The sequence below is a fragment of the Streptomyces pathocidini genome (assembly GCF_001418495.1).
Classification (GTDB): domain Bacteria; phylum Actinomycetota; class Actinomycetes; order Streptomycetales; family Streptomycetaceae; genus Streptomyces; species Streptomyces pathocidini.
In genome coordinates this window covers 20,952-32,858 of the sequence record NZ_LIQY01000034.1, presented here as the reverse complement: position 1 = coordinate 32,858, position 11,907 = coordinate 20,952, and the positions used below count along the sequence as shown (strand labels likewise).

General features: G+C 65.3%; 10 protein-coding genes. 5 read left to right on the top strand and 5 right to left on the bottom strand.

From position 1 onward, the window contains the following. Window positions 1-222: 222 nt before the first annotated feature. Window positions 223-612, bottom strand: a 390-nt coding sequence (locus AOK16_RS02375; RefSeq protein ID WP_240483323.1) for an RDD family protein, incomplete at its 3' end; no start/stop codon positions are given. A gap of 300 nt (window positions 613-912) precedes the next feature. Here AOK16_RS02375 and glnA point away from each other — a divergent pair. Continuing rightward, on the top strand, window positions 913-2,322 hold the full coding sequence (gene glnA / locus AOK16_RS02370) for a type I glutamate--ammonia ligase (protein WP_055470526.1): 1,410 nt from the start codon (window positions 913-915) through the stop codon (window positions 2,320-2,322). 97 nt (window positions 2,323-2,419) lie between these two features. Here the strand turns inward: glnA and AOK16_RS02365 are convergent, their stop codons facing one another. Next, window positions 2,420-3,067, bottom strand: a complete 648-nt coding sequence (locus tag AOK16_RS02365) for a DUF6226 family protein (protein ID WP_055470525.1) — start codon at window positions 3,065-3,067, stop codon at window positions 2,420-2,422. 593 nt (window positions 3,068-3,660) lie between these two features. Between AOK16_RS02365 and AOK16_RS02355 the strand changes: the two genes are divergently transcribed. Then, window positions 3,661-4,059 carry a hypothetical protein gene (locus AOK16_RS02355; RefSeq protein WP_055470524.1) on the top strand — a complete coding sequence of 133 codons (399 nt, stop codon included), beginning with the start codon at window positions 3,661-3,663 and terminating at the stop codon, window positions 4,057-4,059. Next, on the top strand, window positions 4,056-4,247 hold the full coding sequence (locus tag AOK16_RS02350) for a helix-turn-helix transcriptional regulator (RefSeq protein ID WP_055470523.1): 192 nt from the start codon (window positions 4,056-4,058) through the stop codon (window positions 4,245-4,247). Before AOK16_RS02355 ends, AOK16_RS02350 begins: the two co-directional genes overlap by 4 nt. A 120-nt stretch (window positions 4,248-4,367) precedes the next feature. Here AOK16_RS02350 and AOK16_RS02345 read toward each other — a convergent pair whose 3' ends face one another. From AOK16_RS02345 to AOK16_RS02335, 3 genes are all read right to left on the bottom strand, one after another. Continuing rightward, on the bottom strand, window positions 4,368-4,757 hold the full coding sequence (locus tag AOK16_RS02345) for a hypothetical protein (RefSeq protein ID WP_055470522.1): 390 nt from the start codon (window positions 4,755-4,757) through the stop codon (window positions 4,368-4,370). A gap of 221 nt (window positions 4,758-4,978) precedes the next feature. Further along, window positions 4,979-5,368, bottom strand: coding sequence for a hypothetical protein (locus AOK16_RS02340; RefSeq protein ID WP_055470521.1), 390 nt, complete (start codon window positions 5,366-5,368; stop codon window positions 4,979-4,981). 88 nt (window positions 5,369-5,456) lie between these two features. Beyond that, window positions 5,457-8,723 (bottom strand): ALF repeat-containing protein, encoded by a 3,267-nt coding sequence (locus tag AOK16_RS02335; RefSeq protein WP_240483322.1) that lies wholly within the window; start codon window positions 8,721-8,723, stop codon window positions 5,457-5,459. A gap of 474 nt (window positions 8,724-9,197) precedes the next feature. On the opposite strand from AOK16_RS02335, the gene AOK16_RS02330 reads away from it, so the two are divergent. Together AOK16_RS02330 and AOK16_RS02325 are read left to right on the top strand one after the other, a co-directional pair. Beyond that, entirely contained in the window at window positions 9,198-9,707 is a 510-nt protein-coding gene (locus AOK16_RS02330; protein WP_055470519.1) for a hypothetical protein, read from the top strand. Window positions 9,708-9,843: 136 nt separating this feature from the next. Then, window positions 9,844-11,712: an FG-GAP-like repeat-containing protein gene (locus AOK16_RS02325; protein WP_169790849.1), complete on the top strand. Its 1,869-nt coding sequence runs from the start codon at window positions 9,844-9,846 to the stop codon at window positions 11,710-11,712. The last annotated feature ends 195 nt before the right edge of the window (window positions 11,713-11,907 follow it).

The following is an 11,907-nucleotide window of genomic DNA, read 5'->3' as shown; positions in this document are numbered from 1 at the left end:
CTCCCGCCCACGCCCACCTGTCCCGCCGACGCCCGCCTGTCCTGCCAACGCCCGCGCCTGGCGAACCTGGTGCGGGGCCCGGACTCGGACCGCGTAACGCGCCGGATGCGGACCCGTACGGCTACGCGTAAGCCGTCAATGCGGACCTGTACGCGCAACGCGTCAGATGCGGACCTGTACGGCGCGGGCCAGGCGGTCGTGGAGGCCGCGGCCGTCGCGGNNCAGCAGGACGAGCAGCACCGAGCGCAGCAGCACGTACGGCAGCGAGAGCCGGGCGCCGTCGGCGGAGATCACCCGGAGGCCGAGCAGCCGCTTGCCCGGGGTGGAGCCGACGGTGCCGACGGTGAGCACGCTCAGCACGAGGAAGATCAGCAGCGCCCAGTCGCTCGCGGACCTCAGATCGCCGCGGGCGAGGAGCCCGTAGCCGATGAGCACGCACAGCGCCCAGTCGACGAAGAGCGCCCCGAAGCGCCGTCCGAGGGGCGCGATCGAGCCGGGCCCCTCCTGCGGCAGCCCGAGCCGCCGGCCCCGGTACCCGAAGTCGACGCCCATCTCCTCGGCCGCGGCGCGGGGGCCGGAGAGCCACGATCCGATTGCTTGCCTGTTGTCCACCAGTCCACGGTACTGGGACCGCATACGGTTCCCGACGCGCGGGGCGGGCGGGCGGCGCCGGGCGCACGCCCGGCTCTCAGCGGGCGGCGGCACCGCGTCGGCGCGGGCGCGGAACCCCGTGCCGGGTGTTTGATGGGGAGTACGGCCGGTGTGCCCGGCAGGCAGCCGGTTAACCTCGGCGAAACAATCGGGTCATGCCCGGGAAATCCCGGAAATCTAAGGTCGGCCCAGCGTGCCACCGCACTGGCCAACGCGACCGAAGCAATCCCGCGCCCCTGGCGGCGGGCTAGGAGGAGTTGGATGTTCCAGAACGCCGACGATGCGAAGAAGTTCATCGCGGACGAGGACGTCAAGTTCGTCGACGTCCGATTCTGCGACCTGCCCGGCGTGATGCAGCACTTCACGGTCCCGGCCGAGGCGTTCGACGCGACCGAGCAGCTGATGTTCGACGGCTCGTCCATCCGCGGCTTCCAGGCGATCCACGAGTCCGACATGGCGCTCGTACCCGACCTGTCGACGGCGCGCGTCGACCCGTTCCGGCGGGACAAGACGCTGAACATCAACTTCTTCATCCACGACCCGATCACGGGCGAGCAGTACAGCCGCGACCCGCGCAACATCGCCAAGAAGGCCGAGGCCTACCTCGCCTCCTCCGGCATCGCGGACACCGCGTTCTTCGGCCCGGAGGCGGAGTTCTACGTCTTCGACAGCGTGCGCTTCGAGACCAAGTCGAACGAGTCCTTCTACCACATCGACTCCGAGGCCGGCGCCTGGAACACCGGCGCCCTCGAGAACAACCGCGGCTACAAGGTCCGCTACAAGGGCGGCTACTTCCCGGCCCCGCCGGTCGACCACTTCGCCGATCTGCGCGCGGAGATCTCCCTGGAGCTGAACAAGGCCGGCCTGCAGGTCGAGCGCCAGCACCACGAGGTCGGCACCGCCGGCCAGGCCGAGATCAACTACAAGTTCAACACGCTGCTGGCCGCGGCCGACGACCTGATGCTCTTCAAGTACATCGTGAAGAACGTCGCCTGGCGCAACGGCAAGACCGCGACCTTCATGCCGAAGCCGATCTTCGGCGACAACGGCTCGGGCATGCACGTCCACCAGTCGCTGTGGGCGGGCGGCGAGCCGCTGTTCTACGACGAGCAGGGCTACGCCGGTCTGTCGGACACCGCCCGCTACTACATCGGCGGCATCCTCAAGCACGCCCCGTCGCTGCTGGCCTTCACCAACCCGACGGTGAACTCGTACCACCGCCTGGTGCCGGGCTTCGAGGCGCCGGTGAACATGGTGTACTCCCAGCGCAACCGCTCCGCCGCGATGCGCATCCCGATCACGGGCTCCAACCCGAAGGCCAAGCGCGTGGAGTTCCGCGCCCCGGACCCGTCGTCGAACCCGTACCTCGCCTTCTCGGCCCTGCTCCTGGCCGGCCTGGACGGCGTCAAGAACAAGATCGAGCCGGCCGAGCCGATCGACAAGGACCTCTACGAGCTCGCCCCCGAGGAGCACGCGAACGTCCCGCAGGTCCCGACCTCCCTCCCGGCCGTCCTCGACGCCCTCGAGGCGGACAACGAGTACCTCCAGGCCGGCGGCGTCTTCACCGCCGACCTGATCGAGACCTGGATCGACTACAAGCGCACCAACGAAATCGCCCCCATGCAACTGCGCCCCCACCCGCACGAGTTCGAGCTGTACTTCGACATCTAATCCGTCGCGCAGTGGGCCCCATCCCCTTCGGGGGGTGGGGCTCTTTGTGTTGCTCGCGGTGGCCGTCAACCGGCTGAAGCGGGGGCCCAGCGGGCGGTTACAGCCAGGTGGGGCCCTGCACGACGTGGTGTGGAGAGTGGCCGTCACGGGCCTTGGCCAGTGCTGTCTCGATCGGCTCGGTTTCCGGCCAATCGCTGGCTGACCAACCGCTGCCGGTGGCCACGAGCGTGCCCGGCCCTCTGGTCACGTGCACCAAGTCTCCTGTGACCACGGCGAGTACGTACTCGTCCAGTTCCTCCAGCAGCGCCTCGGAGCCGCTGTCGCAGGCGTCGCAGCCGCAGTCGGGGAGTGTGGTCAGCTCAACTGCCGGTTCGCCGGCGCCGAGCGTGACGATCGTGCCGGGGACGCCGTCCAGGCGCCGGGTACCGAGCACCAGGGGGACCGCGTCGGCGCGGGCCGGGCGCAGCTTCGTCGTGGTGTCGAGGGGCTCGACCGGCGTCTCCCGCCATGCCGCGAGGTGGTTCTCGACCTCTTCGACCGCAGCCAGCCCGAGCCTGTTCAGAGCGCGGGCCCAGGCGGCGGTACGGGTGGAGAGGATGCGGTACTTACCCGGGTTCAGGCATCTCGAGTACTCCTCGTCCAGCGGCGCCGCGCCATCGGGATGGGGGTCGCGCCACGGAGGAGTCGCCGCCCCGGTGGCGGCGAACTCCTCCTCGACGGCCTGCCGCAGTCGCTGTACGTCCATACCGGCAACCTACGACCGCCACGTCGACGACGGCGACTGCCTTTCCCGTCAGGTGGTGGCGATGGCTGGGTCGCTGGTGGTGGGGTGGCCGGTTTCTATTTGGCCCGAAAGCGCTTTGAGTTCAGGCTCATTGGCAATGCGTGGGTGAGCTGGTACAGGCCGGCGATTTGGGTCAGAGCGAAGACGGGGAACGGCGAAGTTCTGTTCGTCGACGAGGTCGGGTCCGCTCGGACTGGGTCACCGGCCGTACCTGGGGTGAGCAGGGGAAGACTCCGGTCGTCCGTCGTACCGGGAAACCGGTTCTCCTTGAACGCAATGTCCGTGGTCAGCACATGTGGCCGGAATGTACTTCATGGTCTTCACCGAGTTTTTCGGCGCGAAGGTCATGTGCCGGTTCCTCGCCCGGCTCGTCGGGCACTTCGACCGGAGGTCGACTTGATCGTCGACCGGCACTCGGCCCACCGCTCCAAGAGCGTCCGCGTCTGGATCGCCGACCACAAGGCCGGTGCCCGATGTCAAGCGTGCTTGACATCGGGCACCGGCCCTTCGTAGCGTGTCAAGTGTACTTGACATCGCATTGAAGGATGGCGCCCGTGCAAGCGCATAACGAGATCAAGGCGTCCGCTCGGCTTGTGTTCTGGACACTCGCCTGGGTGGCGACCCTCGCCCTGGCCAAGTTTGGCCCGCAACTCCTATGGGATCCGCCGCAGCGGGTGGCGAGCTGGGCCGCCGTTGCCGTCAATCTCGCCGTCGGCGTCGGCTGGATCGTCGCCTTCACGCGCTTTCTCCACGCGCTCGATGAGCTGCAGCGGAAGATCATGCAGGATACGCTGGCGGTCACCCTCGGCGTGGGGTGGGTCGTCGGATTCTCCTACGTCGTTGCGAACACCGCCGGCCTCGTCGCCCGCGACGTCGATATCGCCGCCCTCCCCGTGCTCATGGGAGTCGTCTTTGTGATCGCCTTCTTCGTCGGCAAGATCCGATACCGATGAAGAACCGCATCACGGACCTTCGCACCGAACGGGGCTGGACGCAGGCCGACCTGGCTCAGCGTGCCGGCGTGTCCAGGCAGACGATCAACGCCATCGAAACAGGGAAGTTCGACCCGAGCCTTCCCCTCGCCTTCCGTCTCGCCAAGCTCTTCGACATGAGCATCGAAGCGCTATTCCTCGACGAATGAACCCCATGCGTTGCTGATCGAAATATGTGGGCGACCTGGTGGCGGAGCCAGGTGTCGTCGTGGTCGGAGGTGACCGCCGGGCCGTACCAGCCGTGGGTGAGGGTAGTGTTCGCCGTGTGGTCATGTCGCAAGAACGAACCCCACCACGATCATGACGGTAGTCGAAATACACAGAACCATGGACTGCCATCTCGGGAACTCGTATTTTTCCCTCTTTACACCTTGTTGAAATTCCTCTAGATATTCAAGAACAAGCCTCCTGGGTGGAACAAGGCCGATCGTGATTCCGATCCACGTAAATGAGTACATGATCAGCATCTGCTTGAGGCTCCACTGCTGGTACTGGAGACCACCCGCTATTACCATTCCGAGGCAGCACGCCGGAGAGATCACCAAAAATGCCACCGCCAACTTGCGCACCTTCAGCCACCTATCCATATAAAGACAGAACGTGAGAGTGGCGGCAGTTGCGATGAGCAACAGGTAGGAGAGGGGGAGTTGCGCAAGCATGCCGAAGCCCTTCTGTTACCCAAGCCCATCTTGTCGCCATCTCGTCGACCGTGAACGCATTCGCCTGGTTGGAGATGGTTCTTGACCAAAATCCGTCCGCCGGGGGGCCCACTCCCCTGCCAACCCCACTGACCCGCCCCGCGTCAGGCCGAAAAGTGCCGTTTCCGCACACCTCTCACCCTACATTCCGGCATTCCGGCATTCCGTCGGACGGTATGCAGTCACATCGAAAGAATGAATCCCAAAAAACTCATGAGAGTGACCGAAATGGCCGGCGCAATTGCACACCATTTCGAATACTCGTATTTTTCCCTCCTGATACCTCGACGCCATTCATCGTAATAGTTGAGGGCGGGTTTCCTGGATGGAATGAGACCGACTGTGAGCCCGAGCCACCCAAAGGAGTACATGACCAGCATCTGCTTGGGGCTCCATTGCTGATACTGAAGCCCGCCTACTGCGATCATGCCCAGACAGCACCCGACGGAAATAACGAAAGACATCGCTGTCACCTTGGGTATCTTCAGCCATCTGTCCATATAGAAACAGAAGATGAAAGTGGCCAAAGCCGCCATGAGCAGCAGGTAGGAGAGGGGAAGCTGCGCGAGCATGCCAGATCCTTTCTGTAGCAGACAAGGGTCAACGGCAGGTGAATGGCCGACCCTTGTCCGCGGTTTCCAACAGTACTTTCGGTCAGAATCAGGGAGATCCCAACAAGCCGGTGATCGGGGATACGAGATCGTGTCCGACCTGCATGCTCTTCGCGACGACCCGAGATCCGCCGAGAGCGCCGATCCACTTGGACTGGCCGAAGGTGATCACGCTCAGGGCGGCGCTTGCGAGGGATGACTTGAATTCGCCGCTCGTCCAACCGTAGCCGATTCCAGTGAACACGACGTTGAGTCCAGCAAACACGAGGGAGACATTCGCCAATTGGCCCGCAAACAGCTCAAGTCCCGCCCCAACTGGCGGGGCGAACTCGCTCACCACCAGGCCGAGGACAAAGAATCCAGCAGCGGCAAATCCGGTAGCGATGCTGGCCCGGTTGGTGGCGTTTGCCAGCCACCGTGCGTCTTCCTTCCACCAGGGAAGGCCGTCCTTGACCTTGTCGTTCTCTGGGGTGTCCGCCGGGTTCTTTCCCGATGCCTTGGTCTTTCGGGCTTCCTCTACTGCTTCTTTGGCCGCCGCCTCGATTTCTTCCCTCCGTTTGGCTGCGGCAATCTGGTGCGCTTCGGTTGCAACTGCTGCCGCCGTCCTGGCGTCCTTTCCGGCCTGGATGGCAGAAGCGCGGGCGGAAGTGGCTGAGCCCTGGGCGGAGTTGGCGGAAGCCACCGCGCGGCCGGCGGCGTCCACAGCACGGTTGGCGGAGTAGTTCGCCGACCGCGCAGCGGTTCGGGCAGTGGCCGCTGCCTCCTTCGCCTTGTTGGCCGAAGCCTGGGAAGCCTTGGCTGACTGTTCGGCGGCGTCCGCGTTCGCGTCCGCCCTCGTCGCATAGTCGTCGGCCTGTTTGGCCGAATTCTTCGCCTTGCCGGCCCATTCCAGTGCCTTCGCTGCCTCGTTGCGGGCCTTGGCCGCTGCCTCCTGCGCACGGGCCGCGTCTTCCTGCGCCTTGTGGGCGATCTTCCCGGCGGCGGCAATGGAGCCCTGTATGGCGGCGTTGTGGGTGGCGGAGTCGTAGTCGAGCTGTGCGGTCCTGTATTGGACCGAGGCGATGAAATTGCGGCGCATCCATGCCGGGCCTTCCATCGCGGCCTGGGCATGGGCTTTGGTGTAAGGCCCCGCCTTGGCGATGAGGATGGAGGTAGCGACCCCGTCGTCCTCCCGCTGCGCCCCTGCGAACGTGTTGCTGAGGAAGTCGTAGAGGGCCTTGGCTGTTCCTACGTCCAAGGCGTCGGTCGCCGCCTCCTTTACGGCCTTGCCCGGGTTGTCGGCCAGGATGCGGCCGACCATGACACGGTTGTCGTCCGCGGCCGCATCACTGATGCCAGTGGTGAGGAACTTCGTTACGGCACCCGGGACGTCGCTCTCCAACGCCTTGGCCGCCGCATCAGCGACATCCGGGCCGGAGATCTGGGCGAGGTAGAGGACGGTCTCCCGGTCGTCCTGCTCCTGCGCGATCTGTCGGTCGGTGTCGATCCAGGCATGGATGTCTGCCTCCGCGCCGCACAGGGCGAAGCGCGCGGCTTCCCGCGACCAGCTGCCGCGGGAGTTCATCAGGGCGATGGCCGCCTTGCGCCCGCGGGTGGCGGCAAGGCTCGTATCGCCTGCCTTCAATGCCGCCTCGGCCTGGCCGATGAGATCCTTCGTCGACTGCTCAGTCTGCTCGGCCTGCGTACGCTTGTCGGCGAGCTCCGCCTTCTCCTGCTCTTCGATCTGCGCGAGCAGGCGAGCCTCTTCGGTCGCCTGCTTCAGGTCCTCATCCAAGCGCTGCCACTCGGCCTCACGCGCCTTCTTCTCCACCTCGACCGCCTGGTTTACGGCCTCGGTGGCGGTGTTCGCGGCCTTGGTGGCTTGGTCGGCGAACTCTGTCGACTTGTTCGCATACTCGACAGCTTGGCCCGCATGTTTGGCAGCCCACTCGGCGGCCTCCGCGGACTTCTCCGCGTGGCCGGCTGCCCTGTTCGCCGCATCGCGTGCTGTGCGGGCCGCCGCCGCTGCGGTGTTCGCCAGGGCTTGCGCCGTGCCGGCCGCATTGACAGCGATCGAGGCATTAGCACTCGCGATCCGGGCCTGCCGCTTGGCCTCCGCCGCCTCTGCCTGCGACTTGCCCGCAGCGGACGCGGCCGTAGCGGAAGCGGCCGCGGCGGCGGCCGCGTTACGGGCGGCCGAGGCGGCAGCCAATCCAGCACCCGCGGCCTGAGCCGAGGCGTTGACAGCATGGTCAGAGGCTTCCGCCGCGCTGCGGGCCTTGGCCGCGGCGTTGCGGGCGATGACGGCGGCATCCTTGGCTGCGGATGCCTTGGAGGCGTCCTTGGAAGCAGCGATGGCGGCGCCGTATGCCCTGGCAGCGGCGTATCCGGCGGCGGCTGCGGCCTGGTTCGCGGCGGTGGCGGCATAGGCGGCACGACGGGAGGCTTGGACAGCGGCGTGAGAAGCGCGGATGGCGACACGGGCAGAGTCGGCCGCCCCCTGCGCGGCCCCAGCCGCCTTGCGGGCCGCCCTACCTGACTTCACCACATCGTCCTGGGCCGCCTTGGCCTCGGCCGCAGCGTTCTCGGCTGCTTCCTTGGCCTTCTCCGCAGCCTGCTTGGCACGGGCGGCGGCTTCCTCAGCCTGCTTCGTCTTCGCGTTGGCGTTGCTGCCCTCGCGTTCGACGACCGCGACGAGTTCTTCGATGGTCGCGGCCTCCTGGTCGCGGGCGCGGGCAATGTGCTGGCCGCTGTCGAGGAACCATTCGACGTCGCCGGCGGAGCCGTCCAAGGCGCGGGAGGCGTATTTCTTCACCTCCGGGCCTGCCTGCACCAGGAGTTTGGAGACCTCGAAGCGCATGTCTTCCAGACGGGCGGTGTACTGGCCTTCGACGAGGTACTTCTCCAGGGCGCCCTGGCTGCCTGCGTCCAGGGCCGCGCCGCCGTCACGGCGTACGGCCTTGGCCCCCATGGCCATCACGGTCGCGGTAGCCGCGCGCAGGTCTTCCATGATGCCGGCCTTGAAGCCGTCCTTGAGGTAGTCGGCGATGGCCGCATCACCGTCATCGAGCGCCTTGGATGCCTCGCGTCGAGTGCCTTTACCGCCTCCGGCGAGGGAGGTGCCGACGGCGACACGGTTGTCCTCCGCCGTGGCCTTGGGGAGTTCCACGGTCAGGAAGGTCTCGACGTCGGCGTCGGAGCCGGCCAGTGCCGCCTCTGCGGCAGCGCGAGCGGCCTTACCGCCCAGCAGCCATGCCCCGACAACCTTCGCCCGGTCGGTGTCGGGCAGGTTGAAGGGATCACTGTCGTCCGACGGGGCGTCGGCCCAAGCGGCCATGGGGTTCAGGACGAGGCTTGGGACAGCGACGGCAGTCGTGGCGGCCGCCAAAGCTCCGAGAACGCGTCGCCTGCTCCAAAAGATGGTGTCCAAAACGGTCCTTCAGGATCGATGCCGGGCGAGAGCCCACCTGTAGCGGCATGCCGGGCAGAGAGTTCTGCGATGAGCCGTCACACCCCCGGGCCAGCAGGCAAGTTCGCAGGAGCAGCAAGTGCCGGGTGGTAGTGACCATATGAAAGTAAAGGGCATGTTGGCCACCGACTAGATCACCTAAAGGCGCGATAAAGATCACAACGAGCCTTCATGACACTTAATCACTAAATGCCCGATTTGGGCGAGTATGCCGGATGGGTGCACATGGTTGGATTCGGTGACTCTGTGACTAAACGGGGCAACTGCGTGCCAAAGCCCTGCCCGTGCTGGGCAGGTCTTCCGCGTCACAGTTCAACTCGCCTTTTCAACAAGGGACCTCGCATGAAGCTCGCCCGCCGGATCATCGCCACTGGTGCGGCTGCCGCAGCTTGCGCTGCCGCACTCGTTTCCACCACGCCCTCCCTCCAAGCCAGCGGCTCCGACACACAGATGAAGGCAGCCGATGAACAACCCGGCTATGCGGTCGAGGACTTCAACTACCCGGGCGCCGAAATAATCAAGGAAGAAAAGGGGATCACCCTTAAGCGCGGCGACGGTCACATCATTCTCGCCGACTGCTCCTCAGGACCTGGACTGTTGGAAGTGGTGTCGCGGAAGAACGAAAAGATCTGCTTCCGCACCACCGGAACCTCCGGCTATCTCACTCTGGAAATCCCCTCGGTCCACATCATCAAGGGCTCGGCCGGCCACACCGCTAACGTCACCCTCACCACACCCGAGACCAAGCCACAGGAGGTCGAGGTCGCCAAAGGTGAATGGACACCCGTAGGGGAGGCCACGGATCCGCAAGGCCGCGAGTACGTTCTGGTCGAGATTCGCACGAGCAGGTGAGCGACGATCGTCGACTTGCGTAACTCCCAACCAGTAATTCCGATATACGAGTTCGCCCATCCTGCCGTTGATGCCGCCCGGAACTGCCTCAGCCGGGCCGCATACTTTGCACGCTCCGAAACACCCAAGGACCAACATGCCTGGAAATAATTCATGTGTCGCATGGGCAGCAGGTCTCCTGGCAGCCGCAACGGCTGCGACCTGCCTGGTCACCACATCGCCGGCCGCCGCCCTCTCGGGCACAGATGGCGTCAGCGACTCCGGCTACGCTTTCGCCGCGAGGCTTGATATCGGTGCCGGCAAGCGCAGTTGCTCCGGCGCTCTGGTGGACAGCCAATGGGTGATCACCGCGAGCAGTTGCTTTGCCGACGCCCCCGACAAGGACTTCAAGATCGCCGCCGGGGCTCCCGGGCTCAAGACCACGGCGACCGTCGGCCGTACCGACCTCAGCCATGCGGGTCAGGTAGCGGAGGTGGTCGAGCTCGTTCCCCGCGCCGACCGTGACCTGGTGATGGTCAAGCTGGCCAAGCCGGTGCCGAACATCACGCCGCTGACGCTGGGCCACACTGCGCCCTCCGTGGGGGAGACCCTCGAGGTGGTGGGATACGGCCGGACCAAGGACGAGTGGGTTCCTGATCAGCTGCATGCCGCCGCGTTCCGTGTGGACTCGGTTGAAGACACCTCGGTCAGCATCACTGGGATAAACCCTGAAGGCGCCAGCATATGCAAGGGTGACACCGGCGGTCCTGCTTTCCGGAAGAAGAATGGTGGTTTTGATCTTGTTGCCGTCAACAGCCAGTCCTGGCAGGGCGGTTGCTTTGGCTCGAGCGCGTCCCGCAAGGACGCGATCAATACCCGCGTCGACGACATCAATCCCTGGATCCAGCAGGTGCTCGCCAGGCCCCAGGAGCAGCTGACCGCCTCCGCCGACTTCAATGGCGACGGCAAGGACGACGTCGTCATGCTGCACAACTACGGCAGGTCCAGGGACGGACGCAATGAGGTCGGCCTATGGCTGCTTGAAGGTACTGGTGACGGATTCAAGACACCGCGGACGGTGTGGGACAGCGGTTCGGACAGCTGGAATTGGAACGCCAGCAAGCTGATCGCCGGCGACTTCGACGGCGACAGCAAAGCCGACATCGCCGTCCTCTACGACTACGGACAGACCGACGACAACAAACGCAAGACCGGCCTCTGGCTATTCCCCGGCACCAACAACGGCTCCACAACACCCCAAAAGGTATGGGACAGCGGCACCGACAGCTGGAACTGGAACGCCAGCAAACCAGTCGCCGGCGACTACAACGGCGACAGCAAGACCGACATCGCCGTCCTCTACGACTACGGGCAAACCAACGACAACAAACGCAAGACCGGCCTCTGGCTATTCCCCGGCACCAACAACGGCTCCACAACACCCCAAAAGGTATGGGACAGCGGCACCGACAGCTGGAACTGGAACGCCAGCAAACCAGTCGCCGGCGACTACAACGGCGACGGCAAAGCCGACATCGCCGTCCTGTACAACTACGGACAGAGCGGCGACGGCCGCAACCAGAGCGCCCTGTGGTTCACCGCCAGCGGTGACGGTTTCGAGGCGCCCCGGAAGGTGTGGGAGAGCGGTTCGGACAGCTGGAACTGGAACGCCAGCAAGCTGGTCGCCGGTGACTTCGACGGCGACAGCAAAGCCGAGATCGCCGTCCTCTACGACTACGGACAGACCGGCGACAACAAACGCAAGACCGGCCTCTGGCTATTCCCCGGCACCAACAACGGCTCCACAACACCCCGAAAAGTATGGGACAGCGGCACCGACAGCTGGAACTGGAACGCCAGCAAACCAGTCGCCGGCGACTACAACGGCGACAGCAAAGCCGACATCGCCATCTCCTACGACTACGGCGTGGGCGCAGACGGCCGTCGGGTGACCGCTCTGTGGACCTTCACCAGCACGGGCGAGACGTTCGCCGCACCGCGCAAGGTTTGGGTCAACAGCGTGTAGCTGTAGCTGTCTTGCTCCCGGCATGCACACCCATCTCAGACGGACGAGCGGTCCCTCTCTCCAGAGCAGGCCCAGCCCCACCTCCCGTGGGTCGACGCACGGGAGGTGGCTGCATCGAGAGGGCCGGCCGTCCTCGAGCAAGTCCGCCGCCATCTCGTAGGGAGACGCGCCGTCCCGGAGAAGACGCGCGCCTCG

Coding starts and splice junctions, on each gene's coding strand:
- AOK16_RS02350 (WP_055470523.1), top strand. CDS start 4,056: ATGAAGAACCGCATCACGGACCTTCGCACCGAACGGGGCTGGACGCAG.
- AOK16_RS02345 (WP_055470522.1), bottom strand. CDS start 4,757: ATGCTTGCGCAACTCCCCCTCTCCTACCTGTTGCTCATCGCAACTGCC.
- glnA (WP_055470526.1), top strand. CDS start 913: ATGTTCCAGAACGCCGACGATGCGAAGAAGTTCATCGCGGACGAGGAC.
- AOK16_RS02335 (WP_240483322.1), bottom strand. CDS start 8,723: ATGGCCGCTTGGGCCGACGCCCCGTCGGACGACAGTGATCCCTTCAAC.
- AOK16_RS02340 (WP_055470521.1), bottom strand. CDS start 5,368: ATGCTCGCGCAGCTTCCCCTCTCCTACCTGCTGCTCATGGCGGCTTTG.
- AOK16_RS02325 (WP_169790849.1), top strand. CDS start 9,844: ATGCCTGGAAATAATTCATGTGTCGCATGGGCAGCAGGTCTCCTGGCA.
- AOK16_RS02330 (WP_055470519.1), top strand. CDS start 9,198: ATGAAGCTCGCCCGCCGGATCATCGCCACTGGTGCGGCTGCCGCAGCT.
- AOK16_RS02365 (WP_055470525.1), bottom strand. CDS start 3,067: ATGGACGTACAGCGACTGCGGCAGGCCGTCGAGGAGGAGTTCGCCGCC.